The 19,967-nt window shown below is 34.3% G+C and carries 19 protein-coding genes; 12 read left to right on the top strand and 7 right to left on the bottom strand.

What is annotated here, in order from left to right:
* The first annotated feature begins 6 nt into the window (after positions 1–6).
* Positions 7–1,599, top strand: a complete 1,593-nt coding sequence (locus ACZZZI_RS20005) for an amidohydrolase family protein (protein ID WP_463490965.1) — start codon at positions 7–9, stop codon at positions 1,597–1,599.
* Positions 1,600–1,805: 206 nt separating this feature from the next.
* On the opposite strand, the gene ACZZZI_RS20000 is transcribed toward ACZZZI_RS20005, so the two are convergent.
* The 3 genes from ACZZZI_RS20000 to ACZZZI_RS19990 all read right to left on the bottom strand — a co-directional run bounded on the left by ACZZZI_RS20000 (position 1,806) and on the right by ACZZZI_RS19990 (position 3,262).
* Positions 1,806–2,129, bottom strand: coding sequence for an Mpo1-like protein (locus ACZZZI_RS20000; RefSeq protein WP_344764476.1), 324 nt, complete (start codon positions 2,127–2,129; stop codon positions 1,806–1,808).
* A gap of 8 nt (positions 2,130–2,137) precedes the next feature.
* On the bottom strand, positions 2,138–2,773 hold the full coding sequence (locus ACZZZI_RS19995) for an HAD family hydrolase (RefSeq protein WP_344764474.1): 636 nt from the start codon (positions 2,771–2,773) through the stop codon (positions 2,138–2,140).
* A gap of 291 nt (positions 2,774–3,064) precedes the next feature.
* Positions 3,065–3,262 carry a hypothetical protein gene (locus tag ACZZZI_RS19990; protein WP_463490962.1) on the bottom strand — a complete coding sequence of 66 codons (198 nt, stop codon included), beginning with the start codon at positions 3,260–3,262 and terminating at the stop codon, positions 3,065–3,067.
* Between the two features lie 130 nt (positions 3,263–3,392).
* Between ACZZZI_RS19990 and ACZZZI_RS19985 the strand changes: the two genes are divergently transcribed.
* Positions 3,393–4,160, top strand: coding sequence for a response regulator transcription factor (locus ACZZZI_RS19985; RefSeq protein ID WP_463490960.1), 768 nt, complete (start codon positions 3,393–3,395; stop codon positions 4,158–4,160).
* A 229-nt stretch (positions 4,161–4,389) separates the two neighbouring features.
* On the opposite strand, the gene ACZZZI_RS19980 is transcribed toward ACZZZI_RS19985, so the two are convergent.
* A complete protein-coding gene (locus tag ACZZZI_RS19980; RefSeq protein WP_316758044.1) occupies positions 4,390–4,572 on the bottom strand; it encodes a hypothetical protein in 183 nt (60 codons plus the stop codon).
* 92 nt (positions 4,573–4,664) lie between these two features.
* A complete protein-coding gene (locus ACZZZI_RS19975) occupies positions 4,665–5,303 on the bottom strand; it encodes an NAD(P)-dependent oxidoreductase (RefSeq protein WP_463490958.1) in 639 nt (212 codons plus the stop codon).
* A 313-nt stretch (positions 5,304–5,616) separates the two neighbouring features.
* Here ACZZZI_RS19975 and ACZZZI_RS19970 point away from each other — a divergent pair, with 313 nt between their 5' ends.
* The 8 genes from ACZZZI_RS19970 (at position 5,617) to ACZZZI_RS19935 (ending at position 15,572) form a co-directional block, all read left to right on the top strand.
* Positions 5,617–6,864 carry an efflux RND transporter periplasmic adaptor subunit gene (locus ACZZZI_RS19970; protein WP_463490956.1) on the top strand — a complete coding sequence of 416 codons (1,248 nt, stop codon included), beginning with the start codon at positions 5,617–5,619 and terminating at the stop codon, positions 6,862–6,864.
* A gap of 1 nt (position 6,865) precedes the next feature.
* Entirely contained in the window at positions 6,866–8,329 is a 1,464-nt protein-coding gene (locus tag ACZZZI_RS19965; RefSeq protein ID WP_463490954.1) for a TolC family protein, read from the top strand.
* Between the two features lie 180 nt (positions 8,330–8,509).
* Complete coding sequence (locus tag ACZZZI_RS19960; RefSeq protein ID WP_463490952.1) at positions 8,510–9,175, top strand: ABC transporter ATP-binding protein; 666 nt, start codon at positions 8,510–8,512, stop codon at positions 9,173–9,175.
* Between the two features lie 9 nt (positions 9,176–9,184).
* Entirely contained in the window at positions 9,185–10,417 is a 1,233-nt protein-coding gene (locus ACZZZI_RS19955) for an ABC transporter permease (RefSeq protein ID WP_463490950.1), read from the top strand.
* Between the two features lie 25 nt (positions 10,418–10,442).
* Positions 10,443–11,624, top strand: coding sequence for an ABC transporter permease (locus ACZZZI_RS19950; RefSeq protein WP_463490948.1), 1,182 nt, complete (start codon positions 10,443–10,445; stop codon positions 11,622–11,624).
* Between the two features lie 20 nt (positions 11,625–11,644).
* Complete coding sequence (locus tag ACZZZI_RS19945; protein WP_463490947.1) at positions 11,645–13,018, top strand: sigma-54-dependent transcriptional regulator; 1,374 nt, start codon at positions 11,645–11,647, stop codon at positions 13,016–13,018.
* Complete coding sequence (locus ACZZZI_RS19940; protein WP_463490946.1) at positions 13,002–14,264, top strand: sensor histidine kinase; 1,263 nt, start codon at positions 13,002–13,004, stop codon at positions 14,262–14,264. The genes ACZZZI_RS19945 and ACZZZI_RS19940 overlap by 17 nt, the downstream gene beginning before the upstream one ends.
* A 126-nt stretch (positions 14,265–14,390) precedes the next feature.
* Positions 14,391–15,572, top strand: coding sequence for a GAF domain-containing sensor histidine kinase (locus ACZZZI_RS19935; protein ID WP_463490945.1), 1,182 nt, complete (start codon positions 14,391–14,393; stop codon positions 15,570–15,572).
* A 2-nt stretch (positions 15,573–15,574) separates the two neighbouring features.
* Here the strand turns inward: ACZZZI_RS19935 and ACZZZI_RS19930 are convergent, their stop codons facing one another.
* A complete protein-coding gene (locus tag ACZZZI_RS19930) occupies positions 15,575–16,036 on the bottom strand; it encodes a lipocalin-like domain-containing protein (RefSeq protein ID WP_316758064.1) in 462 nt (153 codons plus the stop codon).
* A 518-nt stretch (positions 16,037–16,554) separates the two neighbouring features.
* Between ACZZZI_RS19930 and ACZZZI_RS19925 the strand changes: the two genes are divergently transcribed.
* Positions 16,555–17,448, top strand: coding sequence for a helix-turn-helix domain-containing protein (locus ACZZZI_RS19925; RefSeq protein WP_463490943.1), 894 nt, complete (start codon positions 16,555–16,557; stop codon positions 17,446–17,448).
* Positions 17,449–17,557: 109 nt separating this feature from the next.
* Positions 17,558–18,559 carry an aldo/keto reductase gene (locus ACZZZI_RS19920; RefSeq protein ID WP_344764450.1) on the top strand — a complete coding sequence of 334 codons (1,002 nt, stop codon included), beginning with the start codon at positions 17,558–17,560 and terminating at the stop codon, positions 18,557–18,559.
* Between the two features lie 66 nt (positions 18,560–18,625).
* Here the strand turns inward: ACZZZI_RS19920 and ACZZZI_RS19915 are convergent, their stop codons facing one another.
* Positions 18,626–19,894 (bottom strand): Hsp70 family protein, encoded by a 1,269-nt coding sequence (locus tag ACZZZI_RS19915; protein WP_463490942.1) that lies wholly within the window; start codon positions 19,892–19,894, stop codon positions 18,626–18,628.
* Between the last annotated feature and the right edge of the window lie 73 nt (positions 19,895–19,967).

Genomic DNA, 19,967 nt, shown 5'->3' with positions numbered 1-19,967 from the left:
TAATCGATGAAGAAAAATATAAACCTGTTAATCGCCTGCTTATGTTTAGTTATTCAGGTTTTTGCGCAGCAAAACGGTGTAAAAAAAGCCGAACCTCGAAAAGAAGGTGATGGCCCATATACCCAGTTAATTATTAGAGGCGTAACTTTAATAAATAGTACAGGTTCGCCACCCTTAGGCCCAGTTGATATCGTTGTCGAAAATAATCGGATCGCTCAAATATCGGTTGTAGGAACTCCAAATCAGCCGATAAATGCAGCTAGAAGACCAAAACTGATAAGTGGCGGTAAGGAATTAAACGCAGAAGGTATGTTTTTAATGCCTGGTTTTATTGATATGCATGCGCATATTGGTGGCGCAAATAAAGGTACCGATGCCGATTATGTTTTTAAATTATGGATGGCACATGGAATTACTACAATTCGCGAACCGGGCAGCATGAATGGTATTGATTGGACACTCGATCAAAAGGCCAAAAGTGCTAAAAACGAAATTACTGCACCAAGAATTTATGCCTATACCGTGTTTGGTCAGGGAAGTAAAACCCCAATATCTACTCCAGAGCAAGCCAGAAATTGGGTTAGAGAAAACGCCAAAAAAGGTTCAGATGGTATCAAGTTTTTCGGTGTTGCACCAAATATTATTGCTGCCGCGATTGATGAAAATAAGAAACTTGGTTTAAGAGCCATGGCGCACCATGCACAAACCGATGTTGGTAGATGGAATGCCATGAACAGCGCAAAAGCTGGATTAACTTCCTTAGAGCATTGGTATGGTTTACCCGAAGCCATGTTTACCGATCGAACCATTCAGCATTATTCTAATGATTATAATTATCAAAATGAGCAAGATCGCTTTGGCGAAGCTGGAACATTATGGAAACAAGCAGCGGCACCTTATTCAGAAAGGTGGAATAAGGTGATGAATGAATTAATCGCTTTAAATTTTACCCTAACACCAACAATGGATATTTATGAGGCAAACCGCGATTTAATGCGGGCTAGAACGGCAGAGTGGCATGCCGATTATACCATGCCTAAATTGTGGGATTTTTATAGCCCAAGTTGGAATTCTCATGGTTCTTACTGGCATTCGTGGGGTACTGAGCAAGAGGTAGATTGGAAAGAAAATTATCAGCTTTGGATGAAATTTATAAACGAATATAAGAACCGTGGAGGCAGAGTAACGGTTGGTACCGATGCAGGTTTTATTTATCAATTATTTGGATTTTCGTACGTGAGAGAGATGGAACTTTTACGAGAATCTGGCTTTCATCCTTTAGAAGTAATTAAGGCCGCAACACTAAATGGGGCCGAAGCATTAGGTGTAGATAAAGATTTAGGCAGTGTCGAAATTGGTAAACTTGCCGATTTCGTAATTGTAGCAGAGAATCCACTCGCTAATTTACAGGTTTTATACGGTACTGGTGCCATAAAGTTGAATGCCAATAACGAAGTAATTCGTGCTGGAGGCGTAAAATATACCATAAAAGATGGCATTGTTTACGATGCCAAAAAACTTTTAGAGGAGGTTAAAGAAATGGTTAAAGCAGAGAAAGCCAAAACTGGTTACTCACTTAAACAACCTGGGGTTAAATAAAAAAAGCGGTATTGTAATTATTTGAAAACGAACATTCAGTAATTTTTCGGATTATTCAGCCCCGCTTTTTGGTACAAGGCCCGATGAAGAATAGGGCGCTTTCCCCGTCAATCGGGTTTACAAACAAAGTTAGTTGCTAGTTTGAGCCATTCGAAAGCCTTGTCTGCAATTTGCTTACCAATTCAACCAATGGGTTTAAAAAAAACTTAATCTTTCTTCGCTACAAAACCTTGTTTGCCCGTAAGTAAATCGTAAAATAAAATAAAATCGCTAACTAAACTATAACCAGGGTATTTAAAAGTAGCAGGTTTATTTTTTTCGAAAAAATAATGGCCAACCCAGGCAAAGCCATAACCTACAATCGGCATAGCCAGAAAAAATCGCCAATCGTGAAATAAAAAACCTGTAATAAAAGCCAGGGCAACTAAGCCTGTACCAATAAAGTGCAATATTCGCGAAGTGGTATTAACGTGTTCAGTTAAATAATAAGGATAAAATTCTTTAAGCGATTTAAATTTTTTTTCAGCCATAAAACAATTTATAAAATTCCGTTTGATTTTAAAAATGATTCCAGATTTGCAGGTTTTTCCGTCATCAACAATGTATGTAAACCTACTTTTTTAGCGCCTTCAATATGCTGCGGACTATCATCTATAAACAAGGTTTCAGCTGGATTTAAATTGTTTTCTTTTAAAACCTGCTCAAAAATATTAATGTTTGGTTTACGCAATTTCATGTGTTGCGAAAAGTATGCCTTTTCGAAATAATCATCGTAATTATTGATTTTAAAAGTCGTTTTCAAATAGTTAATAATCCAATCGTAATGAATTTCGTTGTTATTACTGAGCAAGAAAGTGCGGTATTTTTCTTTAACCTTTAGTAGTAAATCATGATTTTCCTGGATGGTTCCAATTAATAAGCTATTCCAGGCATTATCAATTTCTTCATCAGTAAGTTCAGGTTTATTTGCAGCTTTTCTAATACCTGCTCTAAACTCTGCTGGCGAAATTGCAGCAGTTTCTAAATCATCAAACAGCTGATTATGACTTTTATGTGCAAAGAAATTTTCGATATCGTTTACACCTAACTTTTCGAATGAGGCTTGAGCAATTCTAAAATCTATATCGAAAATAACGTTTCCGTAATCAAAAATGATGTTTTTAAAGTTCTGCATAGTTTTTCAATTTGCTGCAAATATCCTTAATAAAAAGGTTTTTATAATAGTATTTAGGTAAATATTTCAGAACCTTTTTTAAGTGATTAAGCCAAATCATACAAAGATTTGGCTTAACTGAAGGTAAGATGGAGGGTCAAAAAAAGAATGATGAATAATAGTTCACCACTATATTTTAAAGATACGTTTTGGTTTTTTTATTCTGCTGTTAAAGTAGATAATCAATTGGATCGGGTATATGTGTGTAGCAATTTGATAGATAACACTTTTCAGCTTTTTCTAAATTTCTTTTTAACAAATGTTTTTAATTTTTTTAATCTCAATTTGATTTCCTTCTTCCAAGTAGAAAATAAATAACCAAAACTCATCCGTATCAGTTATCTGAATATCTTTCACTGTTCCACGTAAAATGTTATCAGTAATAATTGAACCAACTTTAACGTTTAACAAATTTGATGTAGGTATATTTTTATCAATCGAAATTATCATTCTATAAATATAAGTTTATAAACGTTGGTTGACCTTATTTTTAGGGGATTTATCCCTCAAAAGAGTGATTTTAAGGCTGTTAAATGTTGAGTTATTTTGTTAATTTTAATCGCCCTATAATTCAATTACTATGAATCTCCTGGATATACTCTCAACTGGCGAGTTATACCGAATTGCTGGTTATTCAAAAAAAACCAGCAAGGAAAATATTCATATACCTTATTTTAACCTCGAGGTAGAAAATTTCGAGAAACAAACCCATACTGGCTACCAGGGAGTTTTCAATTGGTCGAACATGCAATATATTAGCATGAGCACATCCATTAAGAAAATTTTGGGATACGATAAAGATGTATTTCTTCTAAGAGGGATCAATTTTGCTTTAAGTATTGTTCACCCTACAGATTTGTTGTTGTTAAGAAATATCCATATAGAAATTTTTAATTATTACTACAACACGCCAAACGAACAACGGGGGAAGCTTCGATTTAGCTATAATTTAAGGATCAAAGCCGCAGATAATAGCTATGTTACCATTTTACGGCAAAGTAATTTTTTAAGTTTTACTGATGATGGAAAACCAGCATTAGAGTATATAAATTGTACTGATATTACCCAATACCGATTTACGAGTAGCATAAATTTAGCAATTCATAAGCTTTCTCCGTCTGGAATATATATGCTTTGTCATGAAACAGAGTTTTCCGATTCTCACCACACATTATCGAAACGAGAAATGGAAGTTTTAGAACTGGCCAGAAAAGGATATACAAGTAAGGAAATTGCCGAAAAATTATATCTCTGTATAGAAACTGTTAAAAGTCATAGGAAACATATTATTGCGAAAACAGGCTCAGGAAATATGACTGCTGCGATAAATAAAATCGATAAATTATAAAATTATTCTAATTTACGAATAATAGGGCCTTAAACTAAAACTGGAATAATAATTGTTTTTGTTTAAAAACGATGTAATACATAAGGTGCCTGCAATTGTGGTATTAACTGAAAACCAGGTGCAAACTAAACTATGGTAATTACATTATTTTGATTGCTAGAGGTTTATCATTACCACTAATGGTACACTTCAATGCAATTTTGAGAGGGGCCTTTAAGCCCCTCTTTTTTTATTTCTTAACCGTAATTACTCGCCCTGTTACGAGGTGGAATTGGTAAGTTCTATACAAAGCATCATCCGTAACCTCAATACTTTCTACCAAACCAGTTTTGCTAAAGGTATCAGTTACTAAATCTCCTTTTTTAACATCTTGCAATTCTTCATTTGATGTATCGCTGTTCAGTCTTTTCATTGTGTAAAGGTAAACTTAGTTCTAATAAAATAATAAGTTAAGTAGTTAAATGCATAAAATATAGCCATTCAATCGACACATACTTTATTCTATTAAGCGTTGTAAATAAATGGAGCTTTATTGTAATAAGTACAATCTTCGAGTTGTAATGTAAGAAAAGTTGCGATACTGCCAGCATCTATTTTATTCCCCAAACAATCGTACAAACTTATACCCATTTTACATTTAGCCTGATTAAAATCAATAAATGGTACACGCAATAAAGTCCAGTTAATTGAGCTATTAACTAAAAGTGAATATGATTTTTGTCTATCCTCTTGAATGATTGGGAAGTTTGATTTCATCCAATTGGTGGCGTTAATTGTTTCTGGCCCTTTTTTATCGAAAGGAGTATCGACATTAATGCCGGCTAATAAAATATATCGGTTAATGCCATTTCGTGACATCGCTTCCAGAACATTTTTAGTTGCCTGTTCAGCAACTAATGGTTCGCCAGGACGCTGACCAATCGTACTTATTACAGCCTGACAGTTTTTTAAAAGACTGTTTACTGCTACAAAGTCAATTGCATCTCCATGAATTATTTCAATTAAAGGGCTTTTTATTTGGAAGTTTTCAGGATTTCGGAGTAAGAGTTTAACACTATATCCTTTTGCTATTAATTCGTTAACAAGGTATTTTCCAGTTCTGCCGCCGCCACCTAAAACGGCTATTTTTATATTTTGAATCATTGTTTCTTGTAAAAAATTATCAATACACATTTACAGGCAAAACAATTCTGTTAAGCCTTTTTACACAATCTAATTTGATCATGTAGTGAGTATAATATTTTACAATACAATTCTAATGAAATAAATATAGGTAAAAATCTAGATTTAAAACAGATTAAAATCTCTCTCAACTTGGATAATATTAAATTCTGCCCGATAACAAACAAAACGTTCGATATCGGGCATTTTTTATTTTTTGAATTAAGTTAAATTACTGATTTACAAGTATTTAATATTGGCATTTTGCTTGTAAAGGCTGATGTAAAATATTTTAATGGACAAACCCATCGAAGAAGAAGTTTCTGCAAAAAGAAAGAAGAAAAATTACCTCATCATTTTTATAATTATCGTAATAGTTTTTGCTAGTATTTGGTTTATCAGGTTTTATTTCAAACCAACTTTAACAAATTCAGATATTACAACGGCTAAGGTAGATACAGGTATTATCGAAAATACAATAAATGCAACTGGCGAAGTTTTGCCCGAATTTGAAGAAGTATTAACCAGTCCGATTAATGCTTCGATAAAAAAAGTTTTAATGGATGCTGGAAACAAAGTAAATAAAGGCCAATCTATTTTAGAACTCGATAAATCGGTAAGCCAAACCGATTATGGAAAACTTCAGTTTCAAATGGAATCAAAAGAAAATGAAATCCGTAAACTGAAACTCGATTTAGAGAAAAGCTTCTTTGATATAAAATCTAATAATAGCATTAAGCAACTTCGTATCAGTAATTTAAAAGATGCCGTTTCATCGGCTAAACGATTACTAAAAGCAGGCGGAGGAACTAAGGAAGATGTAGAACATGCAGAGTTGGAATTAAAAGTTGCAGAGCTGGAAAAACTTCAGCTCGAAAATGAAATTAAAAGCAAGCAGCAAACCATGAAAATTGAAATTAGGGAAGCTGAAATTGCTTTAGCCATTCAACGAAATGATTTAGATGCTTTAAAGCGTAAACTCGATTTGGCTGATTTAATTGCAACAAGACCTGGTGTAATTACTTGGGTAAATAAAAATATTGGTTCTGCGGTACACGAAGGCGATGCTTTAGTAAAAATTGCTGATTTAAGCGGTTTTAAGGTAGCAGGTAGCATGTCTGATAATCTACTCGATAAAATTCATAATAATATGATCGCCATTATTCGTATTGGCAACACGCAGCTTAGAGGCTCAATTGTAAACATATCTCCAGCGGTAAGTAATGCAATTGTATCGTTTGATATTCAGCTTAATCAAAAGGATAGCAAAGAGTTAAGGCCTAACCAAAAGGTTGATGTTTTACTCGTTACCGCAACCCGAAACAATGTTTTAAGAATTGCAAACGGACCTGCATTTAATGGTTCTAACCTGCAAGAAATCTTCGTTTTAAAAAATGGCATAGCCGAACGTAGAACGGTAAAAACTGGTTTAAGCAATTTCGATTATGTAGAAATTTTAAGCGGTTTAAAAGCAGGCGATGAAGTGATTACCTCTGATATGGGTGATTACAAAAAATCTAAAACTGTAACCATTAGTAATTAAGATGATGATAAAGAAATTTTTAATTATCGTTTTATTATGTAGGATCAGTTTTGGTGCATTGGCAATCGCAAAAACAGATACACTCAAACTTAATCTGCCTCAAGTTGTAGAAATGGCTAAAGCAAACTCCATTGCAGCGAAACAAGCTGTAACAGTAAAAGAAACCGAATATTGGAAATGGCGAACTTTTAAATCTAATTATCAACCGCAATTAGCGTTAGAAGGAATTTTGCCTGGCTATACTAAAACTTATACTCAAGTTCAGCAACCCAATGGAAGTATAATTTTTCAGCCAGTTCATTACGATAATTCGTCGTTAACGCTAAATTTTAGTCAGAGTATAGCGGCAACTGGCGGAACAATTTATGGTACAACGCAGTTACAACGTTTTGATGATTTCGACCGAAATAACGTACTGTACAATGGTATTCCGTATGGGCTCGGCTATACACAGCCATTGCTCCAGTTTAATAGTTTAAAGTGGGATAAGGAAATAGAACCATTAAAGTTTAACGAAAGCAAGCAGGCTTTCATCGAAACTCAGGAAAAAATATCGATAACGGTTACCGAGTATTTTTTCGATTTGTTACTGGCTCAGGTAAACCTAAATATTGCAGAACTAAACTATGCAAATACTAAAAGGATTTTAACCATTGCCGATACCAAATTCGAATTAGGCAAAATATCTAAAAATGAAATTCTTCAGCTTCAATTAGAGGTTTTAAACTCGCAAAAAGCTGTTGGTACATCAAAACGCGATGTAGAAATTGCCACGCTAAATTTAAGAAGTTACACAGGTATTGAAGGCAACGACCGTATTAAGTTAGATATGCCAGCTGTGGTTGCCCAAATGAGTGTGGCAACCGAAAAAGTGCTGACCGAGGCTTTCGAAAATCGATCTGATGCAATTGCTTTTGTAAGACGACTGGCAGAAGCAAGGAGAGATGTTGCAAAGGCTAAAGGCGAAAATGGCTTAAAAGCAACGTTAAGTGCAAATCTTGGTTTTTCTAATGCTGCAAATACAGCTTTCGATGTTTACAGAAATCCAAAAAACCAACAATCGGTTCAACTTCAACTTTCTATTCCAGTTATGGATTGGGGCAGATCGAAATCGAGAACAAAAACGGCCCAGGCAAATGAGCAATTTATTACTTATGCAGTAGAACAGGATAAGCAAACTTTTAAACAGCAAATTGTAACGCAGGTAACACTTTTTAATATGATGAAAGAACAAATCCAGTTAACCGATGAAGCAGAAAAAATCGCAGCTGAAAAGTATAAAATAGCAAGCGAACGCTACGTTTTGGGCAATTTAAGTATTACTGATTTAAGTATTGCTTTTCAAGAAAATGATAGAGCCAAACGCGATTATGTTTCATCGCTTCGCGATTTTTGGGGCGCTTATTACCAGCTTCGCTATTTATCGTTATACGATTTTGAAAAAAATGTAAAAATTACCTATTGAAAATATAAAACCTGATTAAGAGAACTGAGCCTGTGGCTGCTCCACCAAGGCTAAATTAGTTTAATTGTTAAGATTCTTTTCAGCTGCTCTGGTTCTCTTAATTTGGATAACGAACAAAAAATAAACACAAATTAACCATATTACATCACTCATAATCCACTTTATATTAAATTACAAATTATGATACGCTTACAAAACATTGAAAAAGTTTACCGAACCGATACAGTAGAAACACTGGCTGTTAACGGCATTAGTTTAGATATTGCTAAAGGCGAGTTTCTATCCATTATGGGGCCATCTGGTTGCGGAAAAAGCACATTGCTAAATATTATGGGCTTGTTAGATGAACCATCTAAAGGGAATATCAATATCGATAGTCAGGATATCAGTCGTTTTTCAGATAAAAAACTTGCCCAGTTTCGTAACGAAAAATTAGGATTTATCTTCCAAAGTTATCACCTGATAAACGATTTACAAGTTCTGGACAATGTAGAGTTGCCTTTGCTATATCGTAACTTATCAGCAAGAGAACGTAAGGCGCTTGCAACAGCAGCCTTAGAAAAAGTGGGTTTAAGTAATCGTTTAAAACATTTTCCAACTCAACTTTCTGGTGGTCAGCGTCAACGTGTAGCTATAGCAAGAGCCATTGTAGGTAATCCACAAATTATTTTGGCCGATGAGCCAACAGGGAATCTGGATAGCGCAATGGGAAATGAGATTATGGATATACTGATCAGCCTCAACCAAAACGAAGGAACTACAATTGTAATGGTAACTCACGATGAAAGTATGGCGCATAAAACGCACAGATTAGTTCGTCTTTTCGATGGTTCTCAAGTTCAATAATATACAACTATGCTAAAAAATTACTTCAAAATCGCCATAGCTGTATTAAGAAGGAGAAAATTTTTCACCTTCATCAGCTTATTCGGAATCAGTTTTACACTCACCATTTTAATGGTTGCAACTGCTTTTATGGATAAAGTTTTAAGCCCCGATTATCCTGATTTAAAGAGAGATCGTTCTTTATATGTAGATAGAATTGAGATCAGAAACTCTAAAGAGGGTTGGGTAAATATGGGTAATGTTTCCCTTCATTTTTTAAAGCAATACGTATCAACCTTAAAAAATGTAGAAAAAATGGCGATTTCATCTTCGCCAAAGGCTTCAAACGCCTATGTGAACAATAAAAAACTGGTTATAGAATATAAATATACCAATGCCGATTATTGGAATGTACTCGACTATAAATTTATCGAAGGGAAAGCATTTTCTCAAAAGGAAATTGATAACGCGGAGTTGGTTGCTGTAATTTCAAAAGAAACAAAAGAAGATTATTTTGGAGATGAGAAATCGGTTGTTGGTAAATACATTTCTGCCGATAATATTAATTACAGAGTTATTGGAGTTGTAGAAAATGTATCGAAAACGCTCCGAAATTTTAGTGGCGATATGTTTTTGCCTTACACAATCTCAAAACAGCAAGATAATGATAATGGCTTAATGGGGATATATAACGCCGTTCTATTGGCGAAAACTAAGCAAGATGTTCCTAAAATGAAAAATGAGTTTGATAAAATGATGAAAAAGGTACCAATACCAGCAGACTTTGATAAAGTTTACTGCAATGCCGACCCACATTTTACCAGTTTAACCAGAAGAATTGGTGGCAATTCGACCAATACAGGTGTCACAAAAGTTGTATCTATGTTGGGCGTTTTAATTCTCTTATTCCTGTTGCTGCCAACTATCAATCTTGTTAATATAAACATTACCAGAATTATGGAGCGTTCATCAGAAATTGGAGTTCGTAAAGCATTTGGGGCATCCTCAAAAACTTTAGTTTATCAATTCGTTGTAGAAAATATGATTCTTACTTTTCTTGGTGGAATTATTGGCTTAGTACTTTCGATGATTGTTATTTACTTGATAAACGGAGCAAATTTGGTTTCAAATATGCGCTTAACAATGAATTTCAGCGTGTTGTTTTACAGTTTAATTGCCTGCTTACTTTTTGGTTTAATTTCAGGCGTATATCCAGCATGGCGAATGTCGAAACTAAATGTAGTTAAAGCACTTAAAGCATAATTAATTATTATTAAACGATATTATCATGTTTAAACACTTATTCAAATTAATATGGAATAAAAGGAAACAGAATTTCCTTTTCCTATCCGAAATCTTAGTTTCTTTCCTTGTAATATTTGCAGTTTTTTCATACTTAACTTACTACTATAAAAATTATACTAAGCCTTTAGGGTTCAGTTATCAAAAAGTTTGGGCAATTACATATAGTAATGGGCAACTCACTAAAAATCGAGATTCTTTAAGTATCATATACGAAAATCTTATCAAATCGCTTAGAGCAATGCCTGAGATTGAGGAAGCTTCCTTTACCAGTCCAAATTATCCATATTCTGATAGTTTTATGAGCAGAGGTTTAGTAAATAAGGGAAAAGAATATAACAATATAAGCGATTATAAGGTAGGGGCCGATTATCAAAAGGTATGGAACATTTCGTTAATAGATGGGAGATGGTTTTTGCCAGAAGATAACATCGGTAAAAACAAAAGTATTATTATCAACGAAACATTTAGTAAAGAAATGTTTGGCAACGAAAAAGCAACAGGGAAAATTATAGGCGATTTTGATGATAAAGAGAAACTTAAAATTATTGGCGTTGTAAAAGATATTAAAGCAAATGGAGATTTCATTCCTGGTAATAATGGTGTATTTGCCCAGCTAGATACAGGTTATTTAAAATATACTAGTACGGTTTTAATAAAAGTAAGAGAAACTGCGAATGCAACTTTTGAAAGCAAATTATATAAGTTTATGGCCGTTAGTATGCGTAGTGCAATAGAAATTCAACACGTTGATGAAATGAGGGATTCGAGGAATGAAGAAACTATTATTCCGATGGTTATTTTTGTCATTATTGCAAGTTTCCTGATTATTAACGTGGCACTGGGTTTATTTGGCGTTTTGTGGTACAACATAAATAAACGAAAAGGCGAAATTGGTTTAAGAAGGGCAATTGGGGCAAGTGGTAATGCAGTTTCTGCTCAACTTGTTACAGAATCTATGATTTTGGCTACCATGGCCATCGTTGTTGGATGTTTTTTTGCCATCCAGTTTCCATTATTAAATGTATATAACATAGAAGCAGGCATTTACATTATTGCAATGCTTTTATCGGCAATGTTTATCTATATTTTGGTTTTTGCGTGTTCTTTGTACCCCGGTAAACAAGCTGCGGGCATACATCCTGCAATTGCATTGCACGAAGAATAATACTTATCTTAACTTTGAATATGATATTAATTGTTGACGATGATATTGCGGTAAGAACTTCACTTTCCCTGCTGTTAAAAAGTGTTGGGAATGAAATTATTACCGCAGATAATGCTGTTCAGGCTTTTGAGGTTGTTAAAACCCAAAAGCCTGAACTTGTTATTTTAGACTTAAACTTTTCGATTGATACCTCGGGCAAAGAGGGTATGACTTTGCTGAAAAAAATTAAAGCTTTTGACGCCGCTATTCCTGTTGTTTTAATAACAGGCTGGGCAAGTATAGAACTTGCTGTTCAGGGTATGAAATTAGGTGCAAACGATTTTATCAATAAACCCTGGGATAACAATTATTTAATTCAATCGGTAGAAACTTTGCTGCAACTTAATGCAAAAAAAGTTTCTTCCAGAGGGAGGAAAGAACTCGATAAAAAATACAGTTTCAAACAAATTATTGGTGAAGATTCTGGTTTATTAACCATTCTGGAAACCATTGGCCGTGTTGCTTCTACAAATGCTTCGGTTTTAATAACTGGCGAAAGCGGTACAGGTAAAGAATTAATTGCAGAAGCCATACACGAAAATAGTTCCCGTATCTCAAAACCTTTTGTTAAGGTAAATCTCGGTGGAATTTCATCGTCGTTATTTGAAAGCGAAATGTTTGGGCATGTTCGTGGTGCATTTACCGATGCTCGATTTGATAGAACTGGTCGTTTTGAAATGGCAAATAAAGGCACTATCTTTTTAGATGAAATTGGGGATCTGGAGGCATCTAGCCAGGTAAAATTGTTGCGTGTTTTACAAGATCGAACTTATGAAGTTTTAGGTAGCAGCCGAACCAAAACGGTAGATACGAGGGTTGTTTGTGCAACCAATAAAAATCTTAACGAAATGGTTGCATCTGGTTTATTCAGAGAAGATTTACTTTATAGGATAAACCTGATTACCATTCACTTGCCATCGCTAAGAGAACGCCCATCTGATATTCCTTTGCTGGTTAATTTCTTTATCAATAATATGAAAGAAATTTACAGCAGACCAGATTTATCGGTTTCCGCATCAGCCATGCGTTGGTTGCAAAAGTTACCTTTGCCAGGAAATATCCGCCAGTTAAAAAATTTAGTAGAACGAACCGTTTTAATTAGCCACAATGATGAATTAGAGATAGACGATTTTCAATCTCAGTTAAACTTGCCAGCATTAAAAAATAATAAAGTTAAACTACCTGGAGTTGGCACGATGACATTAGATCAAATGGAATCGGAAATGGTTAAGCAGGCAATGAATTTCCACAAAAATAGAATTACCAAAGCTGCGGCCTCTTTAGGGATTACCCGAAATGCGCTTTACCGTCGTTTAGAAAAATATCAAATTCCTTTTAATGAAGCTGAAGACTAAATATATTCTGTTTCTGGTATTACTTCATCTGATTTGCCTGGTGATGAGTTATTTTATTTTTGAGAAGAATAAGATCATTTTCATGGTTGCCGAAGTATTTATTATTATTTCAATACTAATTTCAATAAATCTTTATAATCAACTAATCAGTCCGCTTAACTATTTAAGGCAAGGTATTTCGGCCATAAAGGATAAAGATTTTAACGTTAAATTTTTAGCGACAGGTAAAAAAGAGGTAGATGAATTGGTTGATGTTTATAATCGGATGATTGATGAATTAAGAACCGAGCGAACCAAACAACAAGAACAGCATTTTTTTCTCGAAAAATTAGTTCAAACTTCCCCAACAGGAATAATTATTCTGGATTACGATAAGCAAATAAAACAAATTAATCCTAAGGCTACTGAAATTTTAAGCTCTAATCCTGAGCACTTGATGAACCAGCTGTTGGATATGAAAACTGGAAGTTCCAAAACACTTCGGATTGATGGTTTACAAACATATAAGATCCAAAAATCTAGATTTATAGATAGAGGTTTCGAGCGTGTTTTTATAATGATGGAAGAGGTAACCGCCGAGATTTTTCAGGCAGAAAAAAACGTGTATAGCAAAGTGATTAGAATGATGGCCCACGAAGTAAACAATACGATTGGGCCTGTAAATTCGATTATTAATACAGCGCTTTCTAACCAAAATATTTGGCTACCCGATAAGGATGTTGCGTTAAAGAGTGCCATGAAAGTTGCAGTCGATCGAAATCAAAACCTTAACGTTTTTATGCGCAATTTCGCTGATCTAGTTAAGTTACCAGAAGCAAATCGTAAACAGATGGATTTAGTTTTTCTGGTAGTTTCGGTTTCTGAATTGATGCAGTTTCCAGCAAAGGAAAAAAATATAAATTTCGAATTAAACTTGCCCGATGAGTCATATTTTATATTGGCAGATGCTGGACAAATTGAACAGGCACTAATTAATATTGTTAAAAACGCAATCGAAGCCATCGATATTAATGGTATTATTCATTTGGAGTTGGACATTGTTAAACATAAATTAACCATAACTGATAGCGGAAAAGGCATTTCAGAAGAAAATGCTGAACAATTATTTAGCCCTTTTTACAGTACCAAAAAAGATGGACAAGGTATTGGTTTAACCTTGGTTCGTGAAATTCTGTTAAACCATGGTTTTGAATTCTCCCTGAAAACAATTCATCCAAATTGTACAATATTCACAATAAGCTTGTAATTTATTTATTATTAACTCAATATTTAAATAATAAATAGTTAAGATTATAACAATATCTTTACGGCATATAAATAAAAATATTGCGATTTTTTATTTATTTCGAATTAAACACTAAAAACTAAATCATTGCCTTTAGAATCTAACATCCTGGCCGATATTGAAGCAATTAATCGAATTCCTTCTGTGGCAAATATTCTTAATGTTGTTTGCAATACTACAGGTATGGGCTTTGCTGCCGTTGCTCGGGTAACCGATGATAAATGGGTGGCATGTAGCCTTGTTGATAAAATAAATTTCGGTCTTAAGCCTGGTGGAGAGCTTAAATTGCAGACTACAATTTGCAATGAAATTCGTCAAAATCATAAGCCAGTAATTATCAATCACGTAGCAGAAGATAAGAATTTTGCAAATCATCATACGCCTTTAATGTATGGGTTTCAAAGCTATATTTCAATTCCAATAATATTAAAATCGGGAGAGTTTTTCGGAACACTTTGTGCAATTGATCCTAGGCCAGCTAAGATTGATACACCCGAAATAATCGGCATGTTTAATTTATTTGCAGAGTTAATTGCCTTTCATCTTGATGCAATCGATAGGGTAGAGCTTTCAGAAAAAAAATTAATTGAAGAACGTCATATTGCCGAATTTAGGGAATATTTCATCGCTGTTTTGGGTCACGATTTACGTAATCCGCTTAATGCGATATTAAATAGTGCACAACTTTTAAAAAGATTAACAGAAGACCAACGAATTTATAAGTTGAGTGATATTATTCAAAAATCATCTTTAAGAATAAATGGTTTGATAGAAAATATGCTCGATTTTGCAAGTGGTAGATTGGGCGAAGGTATTAAACTCTATAAAAATAAGGAAGAATCGTTGGATGGTTCACTCCAACAAATTGTTTCCGAATTGGAATCGAATTGGCCAGATCGGAAAATAGATGTTCGGTTTGAGATAACCGAATCCATAGATTGCGATGCAAAAAGAATAGCTCAGTTATTTTCGAATATTTTAGGAAACGCATTGAGTTATGGCGATAAAGGAGAGCCAGTTGTAGTAAACGCCTTAACCCAAAACGGAGAATTTCATTTATCAATAACCAATAAAGGAAAGCAAATTTCTGATGCAGCAATGGAAAGATTATTTCAACCTTTTTCGCGTGGCGATGTAGAACCTAATCAAAAAGGCTTAGGGTTAGGGTTATTTATTGCTTCAGAAATTGCTCGAGCGCATAACGGTAAAATAGAGGTTTCATCATCAGATCAACAAACTAATTTTACCTTAAAAATACCTGTACAGTAAAGTTATTTTCGCTTGCGAACGTAAGTTTCAATAATTTCTCTATTGATTTTTAAGCTATCTATTTTTTCAATTCCTTTTTGCTGTAAGGTATCATTATCTAGCGATAGCTTAAATTTAAAATTGTGGTTTTCCCAGGCACGAGCTGTACAAAATGCTAAGTGTTCTTCATAGTTGTCGCCAATAAGCGTGTAAGTTCCGCTGCCCGAACTATAAACAGCAGAAGAGTCTTTACCTTGATTTAAATCGTGACTAAAAAAGGCAAAATGGGTATCGTTAAAAATCTTAATGGTTTCGATACCTTTAGCAGGGCTAGTGTTTACAGTGTCGCCATTTGTAATTGCAGCGCTCGATTTTAGTTGCCAGGTTCCGTTTAGCTTTGAAGGAGTAACATCAACTTTGCTTTCTGTGCCATTACAAGCAACAAAACATACCGATGCAAGAAGGATAAGTGCCTTAATTTTCATTGAAGTGTTATTTGGTTACACCGCAATTTAATAATTTCGTATAAATTTCTGTTATTTAAATTTAAACTATCTGAGGATTAAAATGCTCTCGTAATTGTCTAGCGTAAAAATAAATTGAATGTTAGTTCTTAATGTAATTTTTTCAATTTTAATTACTTTTCCCATCATCTGATATATATCAGATATTAAGTCTCCAATCTTAATGTTTTCTAAAATATTAAGAGGCGTTGTGTACGTTAATCTTAACGGCATATACATAAAATGATTAATTAAAAAATAAATTGTTGCAAATGCGGTACCACTAGAGTGCTTTACTCTAAAACGGAATGCTAAATATTGTTAAAGTCTTTTTAATGTCATTTATTACATATACCTTACAGAATGGGCGATACACTTAATTTTATACTTGGCGTTGTATTCATCGCAGGTGGTTTCAGCGTTTTCTGCGTAATATTTGGCGGCGGAAAAAAGGGCTAATACGTTTTAGATATTTCTCTTTGAAATGTTTAATTTTGTAAATGCAACAACAGGAATTAACAGATAAAAAAACTAAACAGTTTAAAGGTGTTCAGCCCGTTTCTGCTCAGTTTAGAGTTTCTAAATTGAACGAGAATAAATGTCAGCTGTCGTCTTACAATCGTAGAGATTTTTATAAGATTTCTTTAATAACGAAAGGTACGAGCCGTTTGCTTTATGCCAATCGGGATATAGAAATTAATAAACCTGCTTTGGTTTTTACAAATCCTTTAGTGCCTTATTCCTGGGATGGCTATGTTCCTGATGATGAGTACGAGGGTTATTTCTGTGCTTTTACAGATGAATTTCTACACAGTGGCGGCCGCATGGAGAGCCTTCAGGAATCATCGTTGTACAAAGCTGATGGTCATCCTGTTTATCTTTTAGAGGAGGAACAGGTAAAGTATCTAATCGACATTTTTAGTCGCATAAGATCCGAAAGCGATAGCGAATACATCTATAAGTACGAGTTAATTCGAAATCATGTTAATTTAATTATTCACGAGGCTATAAAGATGCAGCCTGCTGTTGCCTATTTCGATCCACCAAATGCCGCTTCTCGGATTGCCAAATTATTTCTTAGTTTATTAGAACGGCAGTTTCCTGTAGATTCTGCCCAAAGTCCTTTAAAATTGAAAAAGGCAGGCGATTATGCTGAAAAATTAGCCGTTCATGTAAATCATTTAAATGCAGCAGTTCAGGAGATTACAGGTAAAACGACAACAACGCACATTAACGAAGGCATTATTGCAGAGGCAAAATCTTTATTGATTCACACCGATTGGAATGCTGCTGAAATCGCATTTAGTTTAGGTTTTGAGTATGCATCCTATTTTAATAACTTCTTTAAAAAACATACTGGCATAACACCAATGAAGTTTAGAACTGGTAATTAATTTGGATTAGTTGATTTGTTTAACGAATACTTTGATTTGTATAATTTTTGAAACTGTAGTACGCATAACTTTGTCTTAATTCAGAACAGTTAAACTAAAAGAATCAAAAATGAAAACGATAAAATTAGGAAGTCAAGGATTGGAAGTCCCTGTGGAAGGTTTAGGTTGTATGGGTATGACAACCATTGCTGGGGGCAATATTTATGGCAAAGCCGATGAAAAAGAATCGATCGCCACAATTCATAGGGCTTTAGAATTAGGTGTTAATTTTCTAGATACTGCCGATTTATATGGACCACTTTTAAACGAACGCTTAATTTCAAAAGCTATAAAAGGAAATCGCGACAAATATACCATTGCAACTAAATTTGGCTTCGAAGTTGATGATAATGAACAACTAACCTGGGCATTTAACGGTAAACCTGAGTATGTACATAAGGCAATCGACCGTTCATTGAAAAACCTCGGAACCGATTACATCGATCTTTATTATTTACATCGTTTAGATCCGAATACACCGATTGAAGATACAGTTGGCGCAATGGCAGAACTGGTGCAATCGGGTAAGGTGAAATATATTGGCTTATCAGAAGTTTCTGCAAATACAATTAAAAAAGCACATCAAATACATCCAATTACAGCAATTCAAACTGAATACTCGCTTTTCGAGCGCGAGCCTGAAGAGAATGGAATTTTAGATGTGTTAAATGAACTGGGGATTGGATTTGTTGCCTATTCTCCACTTGGAAGGGGTTTTATTACCGGAGAAATTAAAAGTCCTGATGATTTCGAAGAAAATGATTTCCGAAGAAGTATTCCACGCTATCAAGGCGAAAACTTTTATAAGAATCTGGAATTGTTAAAACAGATTCAAACTATCGCAGAAAGTAAAGGAATTACACCTTCGCAATTGGCTTTAGCCTGGGTAATCTCGAATGGAATCGTCGCTATTCCAGGTACCAAAAGAATAAAATACATTGAAGAAAATGCCGCCGCGGCTGATGTGATTTTAACTGCAGAAGAAAAAATCAAGTTGGAATCGATTATTCCGATTGGCAAAACTGCGGGAACTCGATATGATGCATCTGGTATGCAGGCTGTAAATGTTTAGTTAAGATATGATCATAACTGAAAAGTCGGGGAGGTTTTTACTCCTCGACTTTTTTAGTTTTATCATTTATTCTTCAAATAAATAACCGCTATAAGCCAATCCTTTGGCTACACTTTTAAAGTTATCTCCCGAATTCATCGGAATATGTGGGAATTTGGTTTTAAATAAATGTTGAATAGCAGACACCATAGAAGTTCCTCCAGTAAGGAAAAGACAATCTATATCCGTCGGATTTATATTATAGGTTGTTAAGAATTTATCCAGGTATTCGCTAATTCTTTGAACATCTTTTTCAATTACTTCGTTATATTGAGTTAATGATACCGCTTCATTAATTTCAATTCCCATGTTATTATAAACAAAATCAGAAGATTGTTTGTCCGATAACTCAATTTTGGTTTTCTCGATAGATTGAAATACTGAATAGCCAAGGTTATGATCGATAAGGGTAATCAGGTTTTTGAATTTCCTGTCGTTACCAGAGAAATAGTAGTAATCTTCTATATCTTTTTGAATTCTTTGACCATTGAAAAAATTCATTTTATCCCATGAGCAGATATTAGCGAAAAGCGATTTTGGAACATTTAAAATTTGGCCTCTGGTTGCTTCATATTGAGTGTTTTTCCCAAAATATGGTGTTCCTTTTTCCCACATAAAGGCCGAGTCTAAACTATCGCCGCCAATATAAATACCGCCCGAAGCAATCATATCATTTTTTCGGTCTTTGCTTCCAACTTTTTCAGGGTCTAATACCAGATAAGTAAAATCTGTTGTTCCCCCACCTAAATCGGCAACAAGCACTTTTTCCTTTTTTGTAATGGTTTTCTCATAAGCAAAAGCGGCCCCAATTGGCTCAAATTGAAAGCGAACATCTGTAAAACCAGCATTTTCTGCAGCTTTTTTTAATCTGGTTTGAGCCAGCGTATCTTTTTGGGTGTTGTCATCATCAAAGAAAACTGGCCGACCAATAATTGCCTTCGTGCAATTAAAGCCCGTAATTTTATCGGCGGTTTCTTTAAGATCTTTTAAAATTAAAGTAACCAAATCCGATGCATTGTATCTGCGGTTTTGAATACGGGTTTCAGTAAATGTAGTTCGCGATAAAATTTGTTTGATGGATTTTATAAAACGACCTTTCATGCCATCATTCAAATATTCTTCAATAGCTTTTTCGCCGACTACGTAATTTTCATCGTCTGCCGATGTTTGTGCATGTTTAAAATAGATTAAGGATGGAATAGAAATCGTAGCAATGATTTCACTTTTTTCTTCATCAAATATAGATAGGGCAGAATTGGTTGTTCCAAAGTCAATTCCATACAAAAACTTACTCATCGCGGTTGAAATAAAATTATCGGGTGTTTTTAAATCGGGTTGCGAAAGTATAAAAAAAATAATTAACCGAAGC

Source organism: Pedobacter sp. AC190, from assembly GCF_979258025.1.
Note: the sequence above shows the minus strand (reverse complement) of the source record. Positions and strands in the feature narration are given on the sequence as shown.